Origin of the sequence: Martelella sp. NC20, from assembly GCF_013459645.1 — a bacterium.
Classification (GTDB): Bacteria; Pseudomonadota; Alphaproteobacteria; order Rhizobiales; family Rhizobiaceae; genus Martelella.
The window spans coordinates 2,939,509-2,961,146 of sequence record NZ_CP054861.1; the positions used below are offsets into that span (position 1 = coordinate 2,939,509).

Here is a 21,638-nt window from a genome sequence, read left to right on the forward strand (position 1 = left end):
GTCATCGTGTCGGCGGAAAGCGGCGGCCGGGGCCGCCGCTCAGGCTTATTTTGCGGCGTCGAGGACCGATTTCGGCGCGTCGCGGTTGAGCGATTCCTGCCAGCCTTCGGCGACATTGTCCTTGGTGACGGTAAGCGCCGGCGCCACGATGAACGGCGGGACATCCTCGCCGGCAAGCGATTTCATTCCGGCAACCGCCATCGCCCGGCCGAGTTCGTAGGCCTTGTCGGCAACGATCGCGGTCACATTGCCGCCGCGCACCATGTCGAGCGCCACGGGCTCGGCAAGATCGAGCGTTACAATCTTCGTGGTCTTGTTGCCGTTTGCGCGCAGCGCCGCCAGAACGCCATCGGCGGGTTCTGCCCAGGTCACGTAAATGCCGTCGAGATCGGGGTTCTTCAGCAGCATCGCATTGGCCAGTTCCTCGGCGCGGGCCGGGTCTGAAATGCCCTGCTCGGCGGTGATCTGGATATCGGGATAGTCCTGCTCGATCGTCGATTTGAACGCCTGGTCGCGCTGGTTGGTGACGTAGTAGCTGGCGTCGTGGAAGATATAGCCGACGTTGCCGCTGCCGCCGATGCCGCTGGCAAGCGCATCGGCCGCCTGCTTGCCCATCTGATAGAGGTCGTCGGTCACGATCGCGGCATAATCCGTGCCGTGTTCGTAGCCTGCCGGAAGGTTGGACAGGAAAACCAGTTCCGTTCCATCGGCAATCGCCTGCCGGAAGGCCTCGGCCGAGGTGGTGGGATCGAGCGGCAGCGCAAGGATGATGTTCGGCTGAGCGGCAAGCGCTGTCTCGATGTCGCTGCGCTGCTTGGCGGGATCGAAGCCCGCATCGGTCTCCACGACCACGTCGATGCCGGCTTTGGCGAATTCATCCCTGGCGCCGGCCGAAACCGCGTTGATGAAATCGGAGGACGTGTGCCACAACAGCGCCGCCTTGTAGCCCTTGCCGGAAAGCGCCGAAAGGTCGCTGTCCGACAGCGTGATGTCCTGGCTGGGCGTTGCCGCTTCGCCGGACGGGCCCACGGTCTGGGCCTCGGCGGCGATCGACCAGAGCAATGCGGTGCCTGCGACCGCTGCGATGGAGATGGATTTCGGTATCATGTTCAGGTTCCCCTTTTCTCGGTTGAACAATTTCATTCGGCGACACCGCAATAGCGCGCCATGAACGTGGCGAAGGCCACGATGCCGGCGAGATATTCATCGATGTCGACGTGTTCCTGGAATGTATGGCAATTGCGGATGTCGCCCGGGGCGCAATAGACCGCTTGTATTCCCAGCCGGTTGACCAGGAATGGCGTTTCCGACCAGAACGGCGCGCCTTCAAGCCTGCCGCGACCGGCCATTGCTCCGCTCACGCAGCGGCTCAGAAGGTCGACCTCCGGCAGGCTGGTTTCGATCTCCGCGGCAGAGCCGCCAAGCGGATGGTCGCGTCCGGCGGGATAGCTGATCTCCACACCGATCTCGGGATCCAGGATCGCGCCGTGGATGACCGCTTCCATCTGCCGGGCGGCGTCATCCAGCGATTCACCCGGCAGGAGCTTGCGAATGAGCGATAGCCTGCAGGTTTCGGGAACGGCGATGAAACCACCGCCTGTAAGTCCGGTGATCAGCAGAAACCCGTTGCCGATGAGATCATGCGATGCCCTTGCCGAAATCTCGTCGGAATGCGCCCAGAGAGCCGACATTACCGCGTGGCTCGCCTTGAGCGCGTCCTTGCCGCGTTCGGGTACGCCGAAATAGGCGGAACGTCCGGTAATCGTGATATCGGCTATGAAGAAGCCGATCTGCGCCGTATAGATCGAAAGCTGCGTCGGCTCGACATAGACCGCGAAATCGGGCCTTGCGACGTCGCCCGCTTCGATGCGGTCGGTATAGGCCTTGATGCCGGCGGAGACCCCGGTGCCTTCCTCGCCGCTTTCCTCGTCGCCGACAAAGGCGAAGGCGACATCGCCGCGAAGCGCGATGCCGGCAGCGTCCAGAAGCGAGAGCGCGGCGAGCGCGCTGCAAATGCCGCCCTTCAGGTCGCCCGCGCCGCGTCCCCATATGGCGTCGTCGACAATGGCGCCGGCAAACGGGTCCTCGCGCTCGGTGCCGGCCCAGTGTTCTCTCCAGCCATCGACATGAACGGTGTCGGTGTGGCCGATGAACAGGAGCCTTTTGCCGCCGCCCTTGCCCTTGCGTTCGCCCCAGATATTGGGGCGGCCGGGCAGGAAGTCGGCGCGATGGAGGTTCGTTATGGCGCGGGCCGACATTTCGTCGCCCAAGAGGTCGACGAAATTGGCTTCGTTGCCGGTGATGCTTTCGCGCCCGATCGCCCGGCGCAGCAGGCCGATCGCATCGTCGCGGGCAAGAAAGGTCCTCAGTTTTTCGGTCAGGTCGTCGGTCATTGTCCTGCGACCTTCAATGCAAATCCGGTGGCGGGCGGCAGGGAAAGGCGGCTGCCGCCGAGCGCCTCAGTGCTGAACAACGCGTTGTGGAGGTGTTCGAGACCGATGGCGGCCGCGCCGATGAGGGCGGCGCCCGCGCCGAGCGGGCTTTGCGCGACCTCGACCGGGTAGGGGAAGCAGGCGGGCAGGAAGGTCCGCACGCGGGCGAGCAACTCGCTGCGCAGCCCGATCGAGCCGCCGAGGATCACCTTTTGCGGATTGGCGATCGCGGCGATCGCGCCGATCCCGCGCGCCAGATATTTCGCCGTTTCGTCGAGAACTTGCGCGGCATGAACGTCGCCTTCATTGGCGCGCTCGAAGATCACCGGCACGCCGGCTTCCTTGCCCGAAAGCGCCTTGTACCGCGCCATGATGCCGATCGAGGCCGTGACCCGCTCGAATGCGCCGGAGCGCAGCGATTCCGGATCGAACGGATCGGCGCCGAAGGGCAGAAAGCCAAGTTCGCCGGCGGAATGGGTCGCGCCGCGCACCAACCGGCCGTCAACCAGCAGGCCGCAGCCAATGCCGGTGCCGACGGCGATATAGGCGAGATTGTCGATGTTCTGGCCTTCGCCCTGCCAGTTTTCGCCGATGACGGCGAGATTGACGTCGTTCTCGATCACCACCTCGACGCCCATCGCCGCGCCAAGCGCGCCGGCGACATCCATCTTGTCGAAGCCGGCAAGGTTCGGCGCCATCAGCACGCGGCCGGTGTTCTTCTCCGGCGCGCCGGGAACGCCGATGACGGCCAGCCTGATGCGTTCGCGGGCGATATCCTTCCGTGCGACGGCCCGCCAGCAGAGATCGGCAATCTGGTCGATCACGAACTGGCCGCCGCGCGGATCGGTCGGCATGACCTCCTCGGCGACAACCTGGCATGCAAGATCGAGGATCGCGGCCCGCGCCTTGGTGCCGCCGAGATCGACCGAGGCGATATAGGCGGCATCGGGCACGAGTTCGTAATTGACGGCGGTGCGGCCGATATGGCCGCTGCTGCGGCCTGATTCCCGGATCCAGCCGTCGACTTCGAGCTGTCGCACGATTTCGGAAACGGTCTGTTTCGACAGTCCGGTCTGCTTGGAAATGGATGCACGGGAAATCTGCCCGCCCTGAATGATCGCCTCCATGACGGCCCGCTCGGAGAATTTCCGGGAGATATTACCCGCGTCGCTCATATATGCTTCTTTCATTCGTTCTATGAACGAACTAATTAAACCAGATGCGGAAATGCGTCAAGCCGCAAGAGTGTTTTCGGGGAGGGCGGCTTGTGCGGCCCGGTTCGGCAGGGAGTACAGCCTGCTTCAGCAGGGAATATTGATGATCGCCCGCAAGCCGCCGAGCGGGCTGTCGCCGAGCGTGACGTTGCCGCCATGGGAGCGGGCGATATCGCGGGCGATCGCAAGACCGAGGCCGGTGCCGGAGGAATCGAGATTGCGGGCATTGTCGAGCCGCAGGAACGGCTTGAACACCTCCTCGCGCATTGAGGCCGCAATGCCTGGTCCGTCGTCGTCGAAGGTCACGGTCAGCCATTTTTCACCATGCTCGGCGGTGATTTCCAGCCTTTCGGCATGGCGTTTGGCGTTGGAGGCGAGGTTGGCGACAAGGCGCGCGAAGGCATTGGGCCTGACCGCAACATCGTCCGCGCCGATCACCACATAATGCAGCGATTTGCCGGACAGCTCGAAATCTTCCTGCTGGCGGCGGAACAGCGCCGAGAGACTGGCGGTGCCGGTGGTTTCCTCGGCGTCGCCGCGGGCAAAGTCGATATAGCCCTGCAGCATCTTCTGCATTTCCTCGATATCCAGATTGAGGGCCTCGACCTCCGGGCTTTCGCCGATCAGGGCAAGCTGCAGCTTGAACCGGGTGAGGATGGTGCGCAGGTCGTGGCTGACGCCGTTCAGCATTGTGGTGCGCTGCTCGATCTGGCGTTCGATGCGCTCGCGCATCAGGATGAAGGCGAGGCCCGCGCGCCGGATTTCGATCGCGCCGCGCGGCGTATAGGGCACCACCGAGCGATGGCCCTTGCCGAATTCCTCCGCGGCCTGGGTCAGCTTCAGGATCGGCCGGATCTGGCCGCGCAGGAACAGCGTCGCGATCCCGATCAGCACCAGCGAGGTGCCGACCATCCACAGAATGAAGATATGTGTGTTCGACGCGTAGGTCATCGAACGGCGCGCGAAGATGCGCAATATGCCGTCGTCGAGCTTGATGCGGATCTCGACGAAACGGGAATCGCCGAGCGTGTCGATCCAGAACGGACGCCCGATCTTGGCCGAGATCAGTTCCGCCAGCACCTGATCGAGCAGGCCGAAAAACGGTTTCGGCAGTGGCGGCGGAAGCTTGGCGCCCGGCTCGAATGCAACGCGAAGCCCCATGTCGCGCGTGGCAATCGAGATGATCTCGCTTTCATATTCGTCGCCGGTCGCATCGATCAGGTCGATGATCGCCGCGATATCGCCGGTGACGGCATCGGCAAGGCGGCGGGTCACCATCTGCCAGTGGCGCTCCATGAACACGGTCGCGACGACCGCCTGCAGCAACAGCATCGGAATGATGATGATCAGCAGCGAGCGGGCGAACAGGCCGCGCGGCACGCGATGATGCGTCCAGCGGGCGACGACCTTGTAGGCGCCGGCGGTATGGCGCAGCCCCGGCAGCCGCTCCAGTGCGCGCGTCCGTCTCCTGAGGGCATCCGCCGCTCTTGAACAGGCCTTTTCAAAGCTCGCGGGCCAGAGGTTCAATTTCGCGTCCTAATCCCGGCTCAGGCGGTAGCCGATGCCGCGCACGGTCTGGAGATAAAGCGGGTTCGCCGGGTCGGTTTCGATCTTGCGGCGCAGCCGGTTGATCTGGACGTCGATGGTGCGCTCGTTGATCTCGCTGGCGCTGCTGACGAGATCGTAGCGCGCGACCGTTTCGCCGGCCTTTTCAGCCAGCATCGTCATGATGTCCTGCTCGCGGTCTGTAAGGCGGATCGGCGTGACCCCTTTCTTCAACTCGCGCCTGGCGAGCGAGAAGGAATAGGGGCCGAACACGACCTGATCGATCGCCGGCGTCTTCGGCATCTCGGCGCGGCGCAGGATGTTGCTGATCCGCAGCAGCAGTTCGCGCGGCTCGAACGGCTTGACCAGATAGTCGTCGGCGCCCGCCTCGAGGCCGGCAATGCGGGCGTCGGCCTCCGCCTTTGCCGTCAGCAGCAGCACGGGGACCGGGCGGAATTCGCCCAGATGGCGGGTCAGCGATACGCCGTCCTCGCCCGGCATCATCACGTCGAGGACGAGGAGATCGAAGTCGAGCCCTTCCAGTTTGCGCCGCGCCTCGGCGGCATCGGCCGCCGTCGAGACCCGGTAGCCGTTTTCGCCCAGATAGCGTTTGAGAAGCGTGCGGATACGGGTATCGTCGTCAACGATCAGCAGATGGGCTGCGTCATCATCGACTGCTCTGGCTTCGCTCATGCTCCATTCCCTTTCTCGGCCTGCGGCGAAACCTGCGCTCCGGCACGGGGATCATGATCGCACATTCTTGTCAGAAATTGGCCGACCGCCCGGCGCTCGTCCTCCCGCATCGCCGCAAATGCCCTGTCGATGCGCCGCAACTGCGGTGAAAGCAGCTCCCCGCGCAGCCGCTCGCCTTCACGGGTCAGAAACAGCCGGCGCTGACGGCGGTCCTCCGGTCCCGCGGTCTGGCGGATATAGCCGCCATCGATCAGCTGTTTCAGCACCCGTGCCAGGCTCTGCTTGGTGATGCGCAGAATGTCGAGAAGGTCGGCAACGCTCATCCCCGGCCGGCTGCCGACGAAGTGGATGACCCGGTGATGCGCGCGGCCGAAGCCGATCTCGCCGAGGATCGCGTCCGGATCGGCGGTGAAATCGCGATAGGCGAAAAACAGAAGCTCGACCACCGTCAGGTCCGCGACCTCGGTCTCGGGCGTCTGTTCGGGCATGATCGCCTGGCGTTTCGCTCCCAAAGCCTGTTTCCTTTCGCCCGGACGGGCTTTTGCAATCAAATCAAGTCTGACATAGGTGTTGTGTTAGAGCGTGTCCGCGCTTCCTTGAATCGCGAACGCACTCAAACCTTTTGTTTTTTTGCGCGTCCGGACGGAAAACCGGTGTCCACTTTTCCTGGACGCGCTCTAGGTTTAAAACGGACGCGGACGAAATGGAAGCCGTCCGTCCGCAAGGGAGATATCAGCTTCATGGCGCAGATCCAGGCCGGGATCATTCCCGTCACCCCTCTTCAGCAGAACTGCACCGTGCTGTTCGACCTCGAAAGCCGCGAGGGCGTCGTCGTCGATCCCGGCGGGGATGCCGATGTCATCATCCAGGTCGTCGAGGAAAACGGCATTGCGCTGAAGGCGATCTGGCTCACCCACGGCCATCTCGATCACGCCGGCGGGGCGATGGAGCTGAAGGAGCGTCTGGGTCTCGAGATCATCGGCCCGCATGAGGATGACCGCTTCATTCTGGAGAATATCGAGGAAAGCGCCGAGCGCTTCGGCATGGCGGGCATGGTGCGCAATTGCTTTCCGGACCGCTTTCTGACCGAGGGTGAAACAGTGGGGTTCGGCGACCATGTGTTCGAGGTCTATCACACCCCCGGCCACGCGCCCGGCCATGTGATCTTCTTCAACCGCGCCCAGAAATTCGCCGATGTCGGTGATGTGTTGTTTCACGGCTCGATCGGGCGGAGTGATCTGCCGGGCGGCGACCACGATACCCTTCTCGCCTCGATCCGCGACAAGCTGTTTCCGCTCGGCGACGACGTCGGCTTCATCTGCGGTCATGGACCAGGCGGACGCATCGGCGATGAACGCCGCAACAACCCGTTTCTCAAGGGGCTCTGAGCGGCCTCTTGGTCCGCCGGGTTCGCACTCTACCCTGCGATCAGGATCTGTTCCGCCCCTTCGCGGCCGTCACTGGCGAAGACGGCGCGGCCGCCTTCCATGCGCACGCCGCCGGAGGCGAGCCGGCGAAGTGCGGCGGGATAAAGCCTGTGCTCCACCGTCAATATCCGCTCCGAGAGTGAACCTGCGGTATCGCCCGGCATGACCGGAACGGCTGCCTGGCCGATGATCGGCCCTTCGTCCATGCCCTCGGTTACGAAATGCACGGAGCAGCCGGCGATGCGCATGCCGGCGTCCAGTGCGCGCTGATGGGTGTCGAGGCCTGGAAACAGCGGCAGCAGCGAGGGGTGGATGTTGATGATCCGCCCCTCATAGGCGCGGATGAAATCGCCCGAAAGCAGGCGCATGAAACCGGCAAGGCAGATGAAATCGGGCGCGAGACCGGCCAGTACGCTCAGGATCGCAGCCTCGTGCGCCTGTTTGCTGTCGTAGTCCCTGCGGGCGAGGGCGTAGGTATCGATGCCCCGCGCCTTCGCCTTCGCAAGTCCGCCGGCATCCGGCCTGTCGGAGAGGACGGCGATGATTTCGGCCGGAAAATCGGGAGCCGCGCAGGCGTCAGTGAGCTTGACCATGTTGGAGCCGCTGCCGGAGATGAAGACCGCAACCCGCTTCCGTCCGCTCATAGCGCGATCATGCCCTTGTAGACCGTGCCATCCATGCCGTCCTTGCGTGCGATGATGCGGCCGAGCCTGAAGCCCTGTTCGCCTTGCCCCGCCAGAGCCTCAAGCACGGCGTCGAGCTGGTCTTCGCGGCAGACGCCGATCATGCCGACGCCGCAGTTGAAGGTGCGCATCATTTCGGCGGGGGCGACGCCGCCGGCGCGCGCGATCCAGGAGAACACGGCAGGCACGGAAATCGCCTCAAGATCGATCTCGGCCGACAGTGTGGCCGGCAGAACGCGCGGAATATTCTCGGGAAATCCGCCGCCGGTGATGTGGGCGAGCGCCTTGATCGCGCCGGTCTCGCGGATCGCCGCCAGAAGCGGCTTCACATAGATGCGGGTCGGCTCGAGCAACGCCTCGCCGAGGCTCTTGCCCGGAGCGAAGGGGGCCGGCGCCTGCCAGCCGAGGTCGTTCATTTCGGCAACCCGGCGCACCAGCGAAAATCCGTTTGAGTGAACGCCCGAAGAGGCGAGGCCGAAGATCACATCGCCTTCCTCGAGGCTTTCCGAGGGCAGCAGCGTGCCGCGCTCGGCAGCGCCCACGGCAAAGCCGGCAAGGTCGTAGTCGCCTTTGGCATACATGCCCGGCATTTCCGCGGTCTCGCCGCCGATCAGCGCGCAGCCGGCCTGGCGGCAGCCCTCGGCGATGCCCTCGACGATCAGCGCGCCTTCATCCGGATCGAGCGCGCCGGTGGCGAAATAGTCGAGGAAGAACAGCGGCTCGGCGCCCTGCACCACGAGATCGTTGACGCACATGGCGACGAGGTCGATGCCGACCGTGTCATGCTTGCCGGCTTCGATCGCGATCTTCAGCTTGGTGCCGACGCCGTCATTGGCGGCAACCAGCACGGGGTCTGTAAAACCCGCCGCCTTCAGATCGAAAAGTCCGCCGAAACCGCCGATTTCGCCGTCCGCGCCGGGGCGTCGCGTCGATTTCACCGCAGGCTTGATTTTCTGGACCAGAAGGTTGCCGGCATCGATGTCGACGCCCGCATCGCTGTAGGTCAGGCCGTTTTTTCGCGTCTCGCTCATGGGGCGGTCCCTCATGCAAAAGGTAAAGCCGGGCATTGCATGGAGTTTTGCCCGATGCAAGTGTGGAACCGGACCATGAGGCCGATATCGACAAATAACGCGCGCGCGAGCGTATCGGATACAGTGGATATCGGGGAGGGGCGCTTGGCGATCAGCTTGTCGCTTGACGCTGGCTGCTGTTTGCTCAACAAACGGTATGGGCCGCGGTCTTCCTCAGGAGATCGCGGACCGTGTAGCCAAAATCGTCTGAGCGCGAACCGGAGCGGGAGTTTTTTCATGGCGGGTCGGATCAGTGCCGCGGGATTGCGCAGGCAGCTCTATTTCTGGCTGCTGTTTGCCGCCTTTGTCGCGCTTTTTCTATATGTTTTCCGCGGCATATTGCTGCCTTTCGTCGCCGGGATGGCGCTCGCCTATTTCCTCGATCCGATTGCCGATCGGCTTGAAAAGCTCGGCTTCAACAGATTGTGGGCGACGACCACGATCATGCTGTCCTTCCTGGTGATCGTCATTGTCGTGCTGCTGCTGTTCATCCCGCTCCTGGTGTCGCAGGCCTATGACGTCGCCCAGCAGTTTCCGAAATACCTGCAACAGCTTGAGCAGTATCTGGAGACGACGGAATTTTCCAAGCTGATCGACTGGGGCAACGACCAGCTCGCATCGCTGAGCGAGAATGTCGGCAAGATGCTGTCCGGGGGCGCGTCGATCGCCGGCTCGCTGTTCGGCGGCATCTGGAACTCGTCGATGGCCGTGGTCAATCTGGTGTCCTTCTTCGTGCTGGCGCCGGTCATCGCCTTCTATCTTCTGCTCGACTGGGACCGGATGGTCCAGAAGATCGATCAGTGGATCCCGCGCGGTCAGGTGGACGATGTCCGCTACCTTGCCCATGAGATCAATTCGGTGATTTCCGGTTTCGTGCGCGGGCAGGGGTCGCTCTGCCTCATTCTCGCGATCTATTACGCGATCACGCTCAGCCTTGCGGGGCTCAATTTCGGCGCTCTTATCGGGATTTTCGCCGGCCTTGTCAGCTTCATTCCATATCTCGGCTCGACCTCAGGCCTGATCCTGTCGATGGGCGTGGCGCTGTTCCAGTTCTGGCCTGATTTCTGGATGATCGCGCTGATCTTCGGGATCTATCTGTTCGGCCAGTTCCTGGAAGGCAATGTGCTGCAGCCAAAGCTTGTCGGCTCCAGCGTCAGGCTGCATCCGGTCTGGCTGATGTTCGCGTTGTTTGCCTTCGGCGTGCTGTTCGGCTTTGTCGGCCTGCTGGTCGCGGTGCCGGTTTCCGCAGCCGTCGGCGTGCTGGTGCGGTTTGCGATCGACCGCTATCTCACCAGCGATCTTTACTGGGACGGCATCGAGCACCATGGCGAAGAGCCATCGCCGGTTGTCGAAGAGGGGAAGTGAGCCTGACCGTGCTGCGTGACAAAGCCCGTGCGATGCAATTGCCGCTGGAACTCGGCCACGACCCGGCTGCCGACCGCGACCATCTGCTGATCTCGCCTTCGATCATGCCGGCGATCGACCTGATCGACCGCTGGCCGCACTGGCATGCGCCGGTCACCGTGCTCGTCGGCCCGCCGGGCTCGGGCAAATCCCATCTTGCAACGATCTGGAAGGGGTTGAGCCAGGCGCGTCCGGTGACGGAGGAATTGCGGGAAGGGCGCGCCATCGCGGCCCGGCAGGGGGCGTTCCTGTTCGAGGATGCAGACCGCGAGGCCTTCGACGAGACCGGGCTGTTTCACCTGATCAACACCGTGCGCCAGAATGGCGGCAGCCTGCTGGTCACCGCCCGTTCGCTGCCGCAGCTCTGGTCAATATCGCTGCCCGACCTGAAATCCCGGCTTGCCGCCGCCACGACGGTGGAAATCGGCGCGCCGGACGATGTCCTGCTGCAGCAGGTGATCTTCAAACTGTTTGCCGACCGCCAGATCGAGGTCGACGACCGGCTCGTGGCCTATATCGTCACGCGGATGGAGCGTTCGCTCGATGCCGCAAGCCAGATCGTGGACGCGATCGACAAGCTGGCGCTGTCGCGCGGCCGCCGCATCACCCGGGCAATCGCTGCGGACGTGCTGGCGGAGCGCGAAGCGATCTGAAGCCGTTCACTCGCCTTCTTCGAACAGCCGGAACTGGGTGAGATCGGCATCCTTCGGGGGCGTGAGGCCGAGATGCTTCCAGGCCGTTGCCGTCATCACCCGCCCGCGCGGGGTGCGCTGGATGAAGCCCTGCTGGATCATGTAGGGCTCGATGATATCCTCGATCGCGTCGCGCGGTTCGGAAAGCCCCGCCGCGATCGTCTCGATCCCCACCGGCCCGCCGCCGAAATGCTGGCAGATCATGTTGAGATAGCGCCGGTCGAGCTGGTCGAGGCCCATATGGTCGACCTCGAGCCGTGTCAGCGCCTCGTCGGCGATCGCGCGGCTGACCCCCGGCGCATCCGCCACTTCGGCGAAATCGCGCACCCGGCGCAGCAGCCTGCCGGCGATGCGCGGCGTGCCGCGGGCGCGGCGCGCGATCTCGCGGGCACCGTCATCGCTCATGCCGAGCCCCATCAGCCGGGCACCGCGGCGGATGATCAGTTCCAGCTCCTCGACGGTGTAGAAATTGAGCCGGACGGGAATGCCGAAGCGGTCGCGCAGCGGCGTCGTCAGCAGGCCGAGCCTTGTGGTGGCCGCAACCAGCGTGAATTTCGACAGGTCGATCTTCACCGAGCGCGCCGCCGGCCCCTCGCCGATGATCAGGTCGAGCTGAAAGTCCTCCATCGCCGGATAGAGGATTTCCTCGACCGCCGGGTTGAGCCGGTGGATTTCGTCGATGAACAGCACGTCGCGCTCTTCGAGATTGGTCAGAAGCGCCGCCAGATCCCCGGCCTTGGCGATGACGGGTCCGGAGGTCGAGCGGAAATTGACGCCGAGTTCCTTGGCCATGATTTGGGCGAGCGTGGTCTTGCCGAGGCCGGGCGGGCCGACGAACAGAACATGGTCCAGCGCCTCACTGCGCCTCTTGGCGGCCTCGATGAAGACCTTCAGATTGGCGCGCGCCTCCGCCTGGCCGGTGAAATCGTCCAGCGTCTGCGGCCTCAGCGCCGTATCGAGGTCTTCGCCCCGCTTGTCCGGCGTAATCAGGCGGTCGGCTTCATTGCTCATTATTCAAGTTCTTTTCCATATTTGCGCACGTCCAGCAAAGGCGGCTACCGATTTTGCGTCCGAACGCGCGTCACAACAGATTGTCGGAGTGCTGCTTGAACGCGGACACACCGGGAACAGGTCGGAGCATAAACGTGCAGCACTAGGACGACAATTCCCTCAGGCCCAGCCGGATCAACGTTGCGCTCGCCGCATCCTCGCCGGCCTGTTTCAGCGCGGCGGAGACGGCGCCTGCGGCCTGGTCGCGGGAATAGCCGAGATTGGTGAGCGCGGAAATCGCATCGGAAACGGTGCCTGGTGCAGCCCCGTCGCCGACCTCCCTGCGGAAGGAAATGGCCTCGCCGTCTCCGAGCGAAAGCCCGGCGGGCACCTTGTTCTTGAGTTCCGTGACGATCCGGGTCGCGACCTTCGGCCCGACGCCCGGCGCGCGCGATACGGCGGTCTTGTCGCCGAGCGCGATCGCATTGGAAATCTCGCCGGCCGACAGCGTCGTGAGGATCGCCAGCGCCACCCGCGCGCCGACGCCCTGGACGCTCTGCAGAAGATTGAACCAGCCGCGTTCCTCCGCGCTCATGAAGCCGTAGAGGCGCAACTGGTCCTCGCGCACGAAGGTCTCGATGAACAGCACCACGGCCTCGCCGACGGAACCGATGCGCGACAGCGTGCGCGCCGAGCAGTAAGCGACGTAGCAGACGCCGTGAACATCGACCACCACGTGGTCGTCGCCGATCTCGTCGATCACGCCCTTGAGCTTGCCGATCATGCCCGTTGTTCCTTCCGACGTGACATGTTCACGTGTCTGCCTCTTGTTCTCGCAGCGTGTGCTGCGTACCGTTCACTCACCGCATAGCCCCCAAACCTTCTCGCCCCGGAGGGGAGAGATGTCGCGACAGCGACAGTGAGGGGGGAGTCCATCCCCGCGAACGCCCTCACGTTTGGCAATGCTGCCCACTGCCCCTTTCGGGGCATCTCTCACGCTTGCCGGGCCTTTTGCCGCTATGCCAACTCACCCGATCGCCGCCATGGCCGCCTTCATCATCCGGTTGCCGCCGCGATTATGGGCATGGCAGATGGCGATGGCCAATGCGTCCGCAGCGTCGCTGCCCTTGAACTGGACCCGCGGCATCAGCACTTTCAGCATCATGTGGATCTGCTGCTTGTCGCCATGGCCGACGCCGATCACCGCCTTCTTCACGGCGTTCGGCGCGTATTCGGCCACCTTGAGCCCGGCCAGCGAAGGCACCAGCAAGGCGATGCCGCGGGCCTGACCGAGCTTCAGCGTCGCCACCGCGTCCTTGTTGACAAAGGTCTGTTCCACCGCCGCCTCGTCCGGGCGAAAGCTGTGCACCACTTCGGAAAGTCCGTCATGGAGCTGGCGCAGGCGCGAAGCGAGCTCCATATCGCCATCCGAAGTGACCGTGCCTGAATCGATGAATTTAAGGGAGTTTCCCAATGTTTCGATAACGCCCCAGCCGGTGCGCCGCAGCCCGGGATCAATGCCTATGATGCGAATCGTCTTTTCCATGGTTTCACCCTATCGCTCTTGCCCCAAGGCTTCCATAGAAAAGTGAACAAAACAAAAACATACGGAGGGTCGGCTGGCCCCCCGCATGTTTTACATTGGCCGATTTGAGGTGCGATCAGGCCGCGATCGCGTCGAGCCGCTTCAGGTGATCCTTACTGAGTGTCAGTTCGGCGGCAGCGATGTTATCGCGCAGATGCGCGCGCGACGAGGTGCCGGGGATCACGAGAATGTTCGGGCTGCGCTGCAACAGCCAGGCAAGCGACACCTTCTGGATCGAGGTGTCGAGTTCGGCGGCGACCGCGTCGAGCATCGCCGCCTGATAGGGCAGGAAACCGCCCAGCGGGAAATAAGGTACGTAGGCGACACCCTGTTCGGCAAGGCTATCGATCATCGCGTCATCATCGCGGTGGATGAGGTTGTAGTGGTTCTGCACGCACACGACCGGGGCGATGTCCTGCGCGATCCTGATCTGGCTTTCCGTCACGGTCGAAATGCCGATATGGTCGATCAGACCTTCGTCCTGCATTTTCCGCATTGCCTCCATCGGGGTGGCGATCTCGCTGTCCGCGCTGAAACCGCTGACGCTGCCCATGCGCAGGTTGACGATCGCGATCCGGTCCAGCTTCAGCCGCTGCAGATTGTCCTCGACCGAGCGGCGGAGGAAATCCGGGCTATGGTCCATGTTCCAGCCGCCCGCGTCATCGCGCCAGCCACCGATCTTGGTAACCAGCGTGAGATTGTCGGGGTAGGGGGTAAGCGTTTCGGCAATCAGCCGGTTGGTCACATGGGGTCCGTAGAAATCGGAGGTGTCGATATGATCGATGCCGAGCGAAAGCGCCTCGCGCAGCACCGCGCGGCATTCCTCCGGGTCCTTCGGCTCGCCGAAAACATGAGGCCCCGCAAGCTGCATGGCGCCGAAGCCCATGCGATTTACGGAAATTACCGTTCCGGGAAAGGTGAAACGGCCGGCGGCCGATGCGGGTGATGAGGTGGTCATGGACGTGCTCCTTGTGCATTCATGGAGCGGATATAGGCAACAGGGGGTCGCTTGAAAATCCGGACAAACGCGAATACGGTGATCGGCATGGCGAACAATAGAATGCTTCCCTCCTTCGATGATCTGCTGACCTTTCTGGTGATCGCCCGCACCGGCGGGTTTCGCGCCGCGGCCAAGCGTCTTGGCAATTCGCCCTCGACGGTGAGCGAGACGATCACCCGGCTCGAAGCCGAGCTTGGCGTACCGCTGATCATCCGCACCACCCGCAGCGTCCACTTGACGGAGGCCGGAAGGGCGCTCGCCGAACGGCTGGAGCCGGTGGTTGCCGAGACCCGCTCCGCGATCGCTGATGCCACCAGCAGCGAAGGCGCCGTGCGCGGTCGGTTGAAGATCCAGGTGCCGGGCGCGGTGATGGAGGATATTCTTCCGCCGATCATCGACGGCTTTGCGAGGGCCAATCCGGAGGTTCGGCTGGAAATCCTCGTCGACGACCGCTTCACCGACATGATCGCCACCGGCTGCGACGCCGGCATCCGCTACGGCGAACATCTGGCACAGGACATGATCGCGACACCGATCGGCCCGGCCCGGCAGAGCTCGGCGCTCGCCGCCGCGCCGGACTATCTCGCTCGCCGCGGCAAACCGCTGCATCCGCGCGATGTGCTTTCGCATGATTGCATCCGCCTGCGGTTCGCTTCGGGCGCGCTGACGGAGTGGGAGTTCGAGAAGGATGGCGAAAACCTGCAACTCGATCCGGCCGCGCGGCTGATCATCGCCACCACCGGCTGGCGCGCCGCCTTCCGGCTTGCGATTGCCGGCCACGGGCTGATCTACAGTTTCCGCAACTGGCTGGAGCCGCATTTCGAAACCGGCGAACTGGTGCCGGTTCTCGAAGACTGGTGCCCGGACTTTGAGGGCCCGTTTCTCTATTATTCCAGCCGCCTGACCCCACGCCCGCTGCGCGCCTTCATCGATTTCGTGGCCGCGCAGAGACGGCAGGCCGCAGAGGGTTGATAATGGCTCTAACGGGTTTTGATTCCGGATGAATTACGGGCTTGTTAAGTATAAGTGGCTATAACTGTGAACGGAGCAGAAATTGATCCAGATCATTCTTTTTATTGCTGGTGCTTTGACAGTGGCAGCGGGGGGTATTGAGTACCTGTCGGCCTATCAGGATATTGCGGCGGCTTCGGACGCGTTCGGCGTGGTCCTTCGGCCTCAGGCAACGACGGGTGCCGTTCTGTGGGTGGGTGGATTCTGTATGATTGGCCTGTCCGCTCTTATTGGTCTGGCACGGACCGTGATCAAGTCAATTGAAGCGCGCGCGTAAGACGAGGCACCAAAGCTGGGCAAATATCGATGATCAACTCATGGTTGGTCGTCGCCAAAGCAATAGGATATCGCTTTGGTCGCTGCGCGCGTCGAGCCGCGAAGCGGATAGCTTACCGGGTCGCCATCGGCCAGCTTCACATAGATTTTGCTCTGACCGTCGCGCATCTCTTCCAGAAGGCGCAGTGCGGGTTCGTCTTCGAGAGGAAAATCAATAGCCACCGTATTTTCGCCGATCACAGATGCACGCGCGAAGCCCAGATGGGATTCGAACTTGTCGATGATGATGCCGAATGAAAGCGGCCTGTCTGTTATGCCGTCAGTTCCGATCGAATAACTGATGCCCAACCTGAAAATGATGGCATTGCTGCCTTCCTCGCAAAGAACAAGAAGGGCGCCGGAGGCATCCTCGAAATAGGACATCGCTAGGCTGCCCTTGTTGTCGAACGGGTCCTCGTCGATTTCGACCGTCCATTCCTGGTAGCCAGCGAAAGCGCAAGGCGTTGCAGCAATCAATCCGGCGGTCGTCATGGCTAAAAAAGCGGATTTTAGCATGTGTTCCCCCGAAACGATTGCCGACGGCAAAGGTTAACCCGACGGTAGGGGCGGCGCAACCTCAATCATTATCTCGCGACAGCAACACGCGGGCTTTGCAAATCCTCCGCGTCGTTCCTAATTATGTGTCAAAGACACACATTCCGGAACAGGATTTCCATGACCGAATTTTCCATTCTCGACCTTTGCCCGGTTGTCGAAGGCGGCACCGTTTCCGAAGCGCTCGATGCCACGCGGCAGATGGCGCGGGCGGCGGAGGCGGCGGGCTATACCCGCTTCTGGCTTGCCGAACATCACGGCATGGCCGGCATCGCAAGTGCGGCGACCTCGCTGGTGATCTCGGAGGCCGCCCGGGCGACCAGCACCATCCGCGTCGGCTCCGGCGGCATCATGCTCCCCAATCATTCGCCGCTGGTGATCGCCGAACAGTTCGGCACGCTGGAGGCGCTTTATCCGGGCCGCATCGATCTCGGTCTCGGCCGGGCGCCCGGAACCGACATGAACACGGCGCGCGCTCTGCGCCGCAACCTCGATGCCGGCGCCCAGACCTTCCCGAACGATATCGTCGAGCTGCAGCAGCTGATGGACGATCCGGCCGAGGGCCAGCGGCTTCTCGCCAATCCGGGGGCAGGGGCCAAGGTGCCGGTCTATATTCTCGGCTCCTCCACCTACAGCGCGCATCTGGCCGCCATGCTCGGCCTGCCGTATGCCTTCGCGTCGCATTTCGCGCCCGACATGCTGTTCGAGGCGCTTCACATCTACCGGACCAATTTCAAGCCCTCGGCGCAACTCGACAAGCCCTATGTGATCGTCGGCGTGATGGGCGCGATGGCGGATCGCGATGACGAGGCCGATTATCTGTTCACATCCGCGCTGCAAAGCTTCGTGGCGCTGCGCCGCAACGCCCGCGGCAAGACGCCCCGCCCGGTCGACAGCATGGACGGCATCTGGACCGAGATGGAAAAGATGTCGATCGAGCACACCTTCCAGTTCGCCGTCGTTGGCGGGCCGGAAAAGGCGAAGGCGAAAATGGAAACATTCATCGCCGATACAAAGGCCGACGAGGTGATCATTTCGCTGCCGATCCATTCGGTGGAGGCGCGGTTGAAATCGGTCGCGATGTTCGGCGAGATGCGGCGCGAGCTGGCCAGACCGCCAGCATGACGACGCTGCAGCCGCCTTCGATGAAAGGCGGTTGCAGTTCCCGGCTCGGTCGAAGCCTGTGCGGGACAATGTTTCCAACGGTTTCGCCGGCGACCAACTATCCGTTCGGAAAAATGAAGCTCAGACCGAGACGGGCGCCCCAGCGATCCGGCCCGCCATCCGGCGTTTCAGCCCAATAGCGAACGCCGGCCGTCAGGTTGACCGGTTGGTCGCCGAACTTGACGAGCCTGCTCAACGTCAGGTCGACCGGAACGGACCAGGCATCGTTTTCCCAGTCATAGGTCGTTTCTGTCGTCAGCCCAACGCTCCAGACGCGTGAGAAGCGATAGGTGATGAACGGCTGAAGAAATGTCGCATTGACATCGTCTCTGTTGTCGTTGCCGGCGAAAGACCAGACGTGACTGCCAAGGAAGCCGACCGTGGTCGGTCCGGTCTGCTTGATGATGATGGCAGTCGGTCCCGCGCCCCATTTCTCACCGCCGAGATAGTCATCCGTGGCGGTCGGCAGCAGAAAGATCGGCCCCGCGCCCCAGATCAGCCCGTCGACGCCGGTATCGACCGGTGACAGAAACAGGCTCGTCGTGGTGTCGCCAAGCCCGAACTGCTTTCCGGAGGGGCCGAATACGTCATTCTGGAAAACGACCGGTACGATGGTACGTGTGATCAGATTCCAGTTGTCATTCAGCTCGAACGGAATGATCGGCTTGAACTTGGCGACGAAGCGGTCGCCGTCTGCCGGCCCGTAACCGGTGTCGTAGTACATATCCACCGGCACCACGATCATCGCGCCAAGCGGATTGGCCAGTTTCCTGGCCATATCGGTATTGGTATCGGCGGTGTTTTGACTTGCTGCGGGCTCGGCAAAAAGCATGGACAGCACAGCGGCTGCCGATGCACAGATGACACGGCGCATCGAAATCTCCTCCCAGGATTTTCAATTTTCACAGCTATGAGGCTACAGCATCGGAACAAGTACAAAAAATTAAATTTACAATTTAACCCAGTTTATTTGAAATGTATTATATTTGTATTTAAGTTATAAATAAATTTACTTAAATATATCTTTCGAGATTTTCAGCCTCGAAAATCGCGCCCACGCTCGTCCGCCGGCAAGGCAAAGCCGCCGGCACTCGCGGACCGGCGGCTGTAAAACTCAAACGGAAATGCAGATCAGGCGGAGAGCCTGGCCAGGACCTCGTCATCGACCTCGAAGTTCGAGTAGACGTTCTGGACGTCGTCATCGTCGTCGAGGTTGTCGATCAGGCGCATCAGCGAGGTGGCGCGCTCCTCGTCGACGGGAATGGTGTTCTGCGGCTTCCAGATCGCCTTGACGCTTTCGGCTTCGCCAAGCGCCTTTTCCAGCGCGGAGGAGACTTCGTTGATATCCTCGAAGCCGCAGTAGATCGTATGGCCGTCCTCGTCGGAGACGACATCCTCGGCGCCGGCCTCGATGGCGGCCTCCATCATGGCGTCGGCATCTCCCGTTTCCGGCTTGTAGACGATTTCGCCGACATGATCGAAGGAGAAGGCGACCGATCCGGTTTCGCCCAGTGCGCCGCCGGCCTTGGAGAAGATCGAACGCACGCTCGACGCCGTGCGGTTGCGGTTATCGGTCAGCGCCTCGACGATGACGGCAACGCCGCCGGGACCATAGCCCTCATAGCGCACTTCGTCATAGTTTTCCGCGTCGCCCCCCGACGCCTTCTTGACGGCGCGCTCGATGTTGTCCTTCGGCATCGATTGGGACTTGGCGTTCTGGATGGCCAGGCGCAGGCGCGGATTCATGTCCGGGTCGGGCGCGCCCATCTTTGCGGCAACGGTGATTTCGCGCGCCAGCTTGGAGAACATTTTAGACCGCACCGAGTCCTGCTTGCCCTTGCGGTGCATGATGTTTTTGAACTGTGAATGGCCAGCCATGGAGCCCCGCCCTGTTTTTGTTTGTCAGATTGAGCGCCTTATAGGGGGCCGAGGCCTTTCGTTCAAGTCCGGTGCTCTACCATACACCCTGCAGCAGCAGGATCTGCGGCGGACGCGGCAGGGAAGAGAGCGACACGTTGAAGGTCCGGCTTTCGGAATAGACGATTTCATAATCGCCGGAAAACATCGCCGCGAAATCGCGCACCCGCGGGCCGGTGCGGTGCATCGGCAGCACCACCGAGGAATGCAGCCGTTCGATCACGTTTCTCATGCTTTCCGCCCCGAGCGTCAGACCCCCGTCAACGGGCACCATGACCACATCCAGCCGGCCGATTTCAGCGATATGGCTGTCGGCAAGCTCGTGATGGAGATGGCCAAGGTGCCCGATGCAGAGGTCCGCCACCTCGAAGATAAAGATCGAATTGCCATCCGCCTCGAAATTGCCCCAGGCGCGGATATCGGTGGTGACATTGCGGATATAGACATCGCCGACGACCAGATCATGATCGATCGGCTCGCCGGGATTGTCGCCCCAGCCGTGCAGAACCATGCCGATATCGGGATCGGGCGTCAGCGTGAAATGGCTTTCATGCGCCTTGTTCATCGTCGCGACATCCGGCGCGCCGCCGGGCAGGAGAAAGCCGGAATAATCGGTCGCGATCCGCACGCCGCCGGGGCTTTCGATCAGGAATGTCGAATGGCCGATAAAGCTGATCGAGATTTCCGGGGCCTCATAGGCCACCGGCGAAAAGCTTGCGAACTTCACATCGGGCAACCGCTCGGCGATCGCCTGGCACTGGCTGACCGGCGGGCGCGCCTCCTGGGCAACGCCCGTTGCAACGAACGCCATAAACGCCGGAACAAGCGCCGCGAACAAGCGAAGCATTGCCATTCCCTCGGATTGTCCTGATCGCGGCAGTTTGCAGGAGAACCGCCGAAAGGTCCATGTAGGGCGACGACCGGGCTCATCACACATTCGTGAAGATGGCCACGTCGATGAAGACGAATCTCGCGGTCGGCTCACTTGCTTTCAGAGCGGACTTTCACCATCTCGATTGCCGGACTGGGTTCACCGCGGGGAGTATGCGGACAATGCGTGAAAAGGTGCTGGCTTTGATGAATTCCCGGCTCTGGGAGTCCTTCATCCTTACGGTCATCGTGGTCAACGCCATCACTTTGGGGTTCGAGACGTCCGAAACCGTCATGAGTAGTTTTGCCGGTCCGCTGCTGCGTTTGTTCGACGGCCTGGTGCTCACCATTTTCGTGATCGAGATCGCGTTGCGCCTCTATGCCAACAGGCTTCGGTTCTTTCGCGATCCGTGGAGTATCTTCGATTTCACGATCGTCACGATCAGCCTTCTGCCGGCAACGGGCCCGCTTCAGGTGCTGCGCGCATTGCGGATCCTGCGCGCGCTCCGGCTTTTGTCGATGATCCCGTCATTGCGGCGCGTCATCGGCGGGCTGGTGGCGGCCCTTCCCGGCATGGGCTCGATCATCGTGCTGATGGCGCTGGTGTTCTACATCTTCGCCGTGATCGCGACCAAGCTCTACGGCGAGGCCTTTCCCGAATGGTTCGGCTCGCTCGGCGCGTCGATCTATTCGCTGTTCCAGATCATGACGCTGGAAAGCTGGTCGATGGGCATCGTCCGGCCGGTCATGGAGGTCTATCCGAACGCCTGGCTGTTCTTCGTCCCGTTCATCCTGTCGACCGCGTTTACCGTGCTCAACCTGTTCATCGGTATCATCGTCTCGGCGATGCAGAAGGAGCATGAGCAGGAGCTTCTGGAAGAAAGCCGACAGGCACGCGAGCCGGAAATGCAGTTGATCCTCTCGGAGCTGAAGGCGCTGAGGCAGGAGGTGGCATCGCTGAGGAAGGAACAGCCTGCCTCGTGAGAGCGGGCCGAGACCGCTGACAAAGCAATAAGCTTTGACCATCATTTGTCATCGGCCCTTCGTTCTTGTGTCATGCTCGGACTTGAT

General features: G+C 62.4%; 23 protein-coding genes. 7 read left to right on the forward strand and 16 right to left on the reverse strand.

Translation table 11 applies throughout. The features are described 5' to 3' along the window. Nucleotides 1-45 precede the first annotated feature (45 nt). The 6 genes from HQ843_RS13945 to HQ843_RS13970 form a co-directional block, all read right to left on the reverse strand. On the reverse strand, nt 46-1,107 hold the full coding sequence (locus HQ843_RS13945) for a substrate-binding domain-containing protein (RefSeq protein ID WP_180897757.1): 1,062 nt from the start codon (nt 1,105-1,107) through the stop codon (nt 46-48). A gap of 32 nt (nt 1,108-1,139) precedes the next feature. Further along, nucleotides 1,140-2,393 carry a M20 family metallopeptidase gene (locus tag HQ843_RS13950; RefSeq protein ID WP_180897756.1) on the reverse strand — a complete coding sequence of 418 codons (1,254 nt, stop codon included), beginning with the start codon at nt 2,391-2,393 and terminating at the stop codon, nt 1,140-1,142. Continuing rightward, complete coding sequence (locus HQ843_RS13955; protein ID WP_180897755.1) at nt 2,390-3,607, reverse strand: ROK family transcriptional regulator; 1,218 nt, start codon at nt 3,605-3,607, stop codon at nt 2,390-2,392. Before HQ843_RS13955 ends, HQ843_RS13950 begins: the two co-directional genes overlap by 4 nt. Nucleotides 3,608-3,733: 126 nt before the next feature. Then, nucleotides 3,734-5,098, reverse strand: coding sequence for an ATP-binding protein (locus HQ843_RS13960; protein WP_371822172.1), 1,365 nt, complete (start codon nt 5,096-5,098; stop codon nt 3,734-3,736). A gap of 84 nt (nt 5,099-5,182) precedes the next feature. Further along, on the reverse strand, nt 5,183-5,884 hold the full coding sequence (locus HQ843_RS13965; protein WP_180897753.1) for a response regulator: 702 nt from the start codon (nt 5,882-5,884) through the stop codon (nt 5,183-5,185). Further along, entirely contained in the window at nt 5,881-6,372 is a 492-nt protein-coding gene (locus HQ843_RS13970; RefSeq protein WP_180902195.1) for a MarR family winged helix-turn-helix transcriptional regulator, read from the reverse strand. Before HQ843_RS13970 ends, HQ843_RS13965 begins: the two co-directional genes overlap by 4 nt. Nucleotides 6,373-6,624: 252 nt before the next feature. Here HQ843_RS13970 and HQ843_RS13975 point away from each other — a divergent pair, with 252 nt between their 5' ends. Next, nucleotides 6,625-7,272, forward strand: coding sequence for an MBL fold metallo-hydrolase (locus tag HQ843_RS13975; RefSeq protein ID WP_180897752.1), 648 nt, complete (start codon nt 6,625-6,627; stop codon nt 7,270-7,272). 29 nt (nt 7,273-7,301) lie between these two features. Here HQ843_RS13975 and purN read toward each other — a convergent pair whose 3' ends face one another. Both purN and purM read right to left on the reverse strand, forming a co-directional pair. Next, nucleotides 7,302-7,955, reverse strand: a complete 654-nt coding sequence (gene purN / locus HQ843_RS13980) for a phosphoribosylglycinamide formyltransferase (RefSeq protein WP_180897751.1) — start codon at nt 7,953-7,955, stop codon at nt 7,302-7,304. Next, nucleotides 7,952-9,025 (reverse strand): phosphoribosylformylglycinamidine cyclo-ligase, encoded by a 1,074-nt coding sequence (purM, locus tag HQ843_RS13985; RefSeq protein ID WP_180897750.1) that lies wholly within the window; start codon nt 9,023-9,025, stop codon nt 7,952-7,954. The genes purN and purM overlap by 4 nt, the downstream gene beginning before the upstream one ends. A gap of 276 nt (nt 9,026-9,301) precedes the next feature. Between purM and HQ843_RS13990 the strand changes: the two genes are divergently transcribed. Then, nucleotides 9,302-10,429: an AI-2E family transporter gene (locus HQ843_RS13990; protein ID WP_180897749.1), complete on the forward strand. Its 1,128-nt coding sequence runs from the start codon at nt 9,302-9,304 to the stop codon at nt 10,427-10,429. A gap of 32 nt (nt 10,430-10,461) precedes the next feature. Beyond that, complete coding sequence (gene hdaA, locus HQ843_RS13995) at nt 10,462-11,121, forward strand: DnaA regulatory inactivator HdaA (protein ID WP_180902194.1); 660 nt, start codon at nt 10,462-10,464, stop codon at nt 11,119-11,121. Nucleotides 11,122-11,127: 6 nt separating this feature from the next. On the opposite strand, the gene ruvB is transcribed toward hdaA, so the two are convergent. The 4 genes from ruvB to HQ843_RS14015 form a co-directional block, all read right to left on the reverse strand. Then, nucleotides 11,128-12,171, reverse strand: a complete 1,044-nt coding sequence (gene ruvB / locus HQ843_RS14000) for a Holliday junction branch migration DNA helicase RuvB (RefSeq protein WP_180897748.1) — start codon at nt 12,169-12,171, stop codon at nt 11,128-11,130. A 142-nt stretch (nt 12,172-12,313) separates the two neighbouring features. Next, nucleotides 12,314-12,934 (reverse strand): Holliday junction branch migration protein RuvA, encoded by a 621-nt coding sequence (gene ruvA, locus HQ843_RS14005; protein ID WP_180897747.1) that lies wholly within the window; start codon nt 12,932-12,934, stop codon nt 12,314-12,316. 243 nt (nt 12,935-13,177) lie between these two features. Continuing rightward, entirely contained in the window at nt 13,178-13,696 is a 519-nt protein-coding gene (gene ruvC / locus HQ843_RS14010; RefSeq protein ID WP_180897746.1) for a crossover junction endodeoxyribonuclease RuvC, read from the reverse strand. 115 nt (nt 13,697-13,811) lie between these two features. Then, nucleotides 13,812-14,693, reverse strand: a complete 882-nt coding sequence (locus HQ843_RS14015; RefSeq protein ID WP_180897745.1) for an oxidoreductase — start codon at nt 14,691-14,693, stop codon at nt 13,812-13,814. An 87-nt stretch (nt 14,694-14,780) separates the two neighbouring features. Here HQ843_RS14015 and HQ843_RS14020 point away from each other — a divergent pair, with 87 nt between their 5' ends. After that, on the forward strand, nt 14,781-15,707 hold the full coding sequence (locus HQ843_RS14020; RefSeq protein WP_180897744.1) for a LysR family transcriptional regulator: 927 nt from the start codon (nt 14,781-14,783) through the stop codon (nt 15,705-15,707). 82 nt (nt 15,708-15,789) lie between these two features. After that, entirely contained in the window at nt 15,790-16,023 is a 234-nt protein-coding gene (locus HQ843_RS14025; RefSeq protein ID WP_180897743.1) for a hypothetical protein, read from the forward strand. Between the two features lie 38 nt (nt 16,024-16,061). Here the strand turns inward: HQ843_RS14025 and HQ843_RS14030 are convergent, their stop codons facing one another. Beyond that, entirely contained in the window at nt 16,062-16,577 is a 516-nt protein-coding gene (locus HQ843_RS14030) for a hypothetical protein (RefSeq protein ID WP_180897742.1), read from the reverse strand. A gap of 159 nt (nt 16,578-16,736) precedes the next feature. On the opposite strand from HQ843_RS14030, the gene HQ843_RS14035 reads away from it, so the two are divergent. Next, nucleotides 16,737-17,741, forward strand: coding sequence for an LLM class flavin-dependent oxidoreductase (locus tag HQ843_RS14035; RefSeq protein ID WP_180897741.1), 1,005 nt, complete (start codon nt 16,737-16,739; stop codon nt 17,739-17,741). Between the two features lie 97 nt (nt 17,742-17,838). Here the strand turns inward: HQ843_RS14035 and HQ843_RS14040 are convergent, their stop codons facing one another. The 3 genes from HQ843_RS14040 to HQ843_RS14050 all read right to left on the reverse strand — a co-directional run bounded on the left by HQ843_RS14040 (nt 17,839) and on the right by HQ843_RS14050 (nt 20,544). After that, nucleotides 17,839-18,654, reverse strand: a complete 816-nt coding sequence (locus HQ843_RS14040; protein ID WP_180897740.1) for a transporter — start codon at nt 18,652-18,654, stop codon at nt 17,839-17,841. A gap of 257 nt (nt 18,655-18,911) precedes the next feature. Continuing rightward, a complete protein-coding gene (locus HQ843_RS14045) occupies nt 18,912-19,658 on the reverse strand; it encodes a YebC/PmpR family DNA-binding transcriptional regulator (protein WP_180897739.1) in 747 nt (248 codons plus the stop codon). Nucleotides 19,659-19,734: 76 nt separating this feature from the next. Next, complete coding sequence (locus HQ843_RS14050) at nt 19,735-20,544, reverse strand: MBL fold metallo-hydrolase (protein ID WP_180897738.1); 810 nt, start codon at nt 20,542-20,544, stop codon at nt 19,735-19,737. 206 nt (nt 20,545-20,750) lie between these two features. On the opposite strand from HQ843_RS14050, the gene HQ843_RS14055 reads away from it, so the two are divergent. Continuing rightward, on the forward strand, nt 20,751-21,551 hold the full coding sequence (locus HQ843_RS14055; RefSeq protein WP_180897737.1) for an ion transporter: 801 nt from the start codon (nt 20,751-20,753) through the stop codon (nt 21,549-21,551). Nucleotides 21,552-21,638: the final 87 nt, after the last annotated feature.

Excerpts from the sequence above, each read along its gene's own strand:
- HQ843_RS14055 (WP_180897737.1), top strand. The coding sequence starts at position 20,751 with ATGCGTGAAAAGGTGCTGGCTTTGATGAATTCCCGGCTCTGGGAGTCC.
- HQ843_RS14020 (WP_180897744.1), top strand. The coding sequence starts at position 14,781 with ATGGCGAACAATAGAATGCTTCCCTCCTTCGATGATCTGCTGACCTTT.
- HQ843_RS13955 (WP_180897755.1), bottom strand. The coding sequence starts at position 3,607 with ATGAGCGACGCGGGTAATATCTCCCGGAAATTCTCCGAGCGGGCCGTC.
- hdaA (WP_180902194.1), top strand. The coding sequence starts at position 10,462 with ATGCAATTGCCGCTGGAACTCGGCCACGACCCGGCTGCCGACCGCGAC.
- ruvB (WP_180897748.1), bottom strand. The coding sequence starts at position 12,171 with ATGAGCAATGAAGCCGACCGCCTGATTACGCCGGACAAGCGGGGCGAA.
- HQ843_RS13990 (WP_180897749.1), top strand. The coding sequence starts at position 9,302 with ATGGCGGGTCGGATCAGTGCCGCGGGATTGCGCAGGCAGCTCTATTTC.
- HQ843_RS13965 (WP_180897753.1), bottom strand. The coding sequence starts at position 5,884 with ATGAGCGAAGCCAGAGCAGTCGATGATGACGCAGCCCATCTGCTGATC.
- HQ843_RS14050 (WP_180897738.1), bottom strand. The coding sequence starts at position 20,544 with ATGCTTCGCTTGTTCGCGGCGCTTGTTCCGGCGTTTATGGCGTTCGTT.
- purN (WP_180897751.1), bottom strand. The coding sequence starts at position 7,955 with ATGAGCGGACGGAAGCGGGTTGCGGTCTTCATCTCCGGCAGCGGCTCC.
- HQ843_RS14030 (WP_180897742.1), bottom strand. The coding sequence starts at position 16,577 with ATGCTAAAATCCGCTTTTTTAGCCATGACGACCGCCGGATTGATTGCT.
- HQ843_RS14045 (WP_180897739.1), bottom strand. The coding sequence starts at position 19,658 with ATGGCTGGCCATTCACAGTTCAAAAACATCATGCACCGCAAGGGCAAG.
- ruvA (WP_180897747.1), bottom strand. The coding sequence starts at position 12,934 with ATGATCGGCAAGCTCAAGGGCGTGATCGACGAGATCGGCGACGACCAC.
- HQ843_RS13945 (WP_180897757.1), bottom strand. The coding sequence starts at position 1,107 with ATGATACCGAAATCCATCTCCATCGCAGCGGTCGCAGGCACCGCATTG.
- HQ843_RS13970 (WP_180902195.1), bottom strand. The coding sequence starts at position 6,372 with ATGCCCGAACAGACGCCCGAGACCGAGGTCGCGGACCTGACGGTGGTC.
- purM (WP_180897750.1), bottom strand. The coding sequence starts at position 9,025 with ATGAGCGAGACGCGAAAAAACGGCCTGACCTACAGCGATGCGGGCGTC.
- HQ843_RS13950 (WP_180897756.1), bottom strand. The coding sequence starts at position 2,393 with ATGACCGACGACCTGACCGAAAAACTGAGGACCTTTCTTGCCCGCGAC.
- HQ843_RS13975 (WP_180897752.1), top strand. The coding sequence starts at position 6,625 with ATGGCGCAGATCCAGGCCGGGATCATTCCCGTCACCCCTCTTCAGCAG.
- HQ843_RS14015 (WP_180897745.1), bottom strand. The coding sequence starts at position 14,693 with ATGACCACCTCATCACCCGCATCGGCCGCCGGCCGTTTCACCTTTCCC.
- HQ843_RS14035 (WP_180897741.1), top strand. The coding sequence starts at position 16,737 with ATGACCGAATTTTCCATTCTCGACCTTTGCCCGGTTGTCGAAGGCGGC.
- ruvC (WP_180897746.1), bottom strand. The coding sequence starts at position 13,696 with ATGGAAAAGACGATTCGCATCATAGGCATTGATCCCGGGCTGCGGCGC.
- HQ843_RS14040 (WP_180897740.1), bottom strand. The coding sequence starts at position 18,654 with ATGCGCCGTGTCATCTGTGCATCGGCAGCCGCTGTGCTGTCCATGCTT.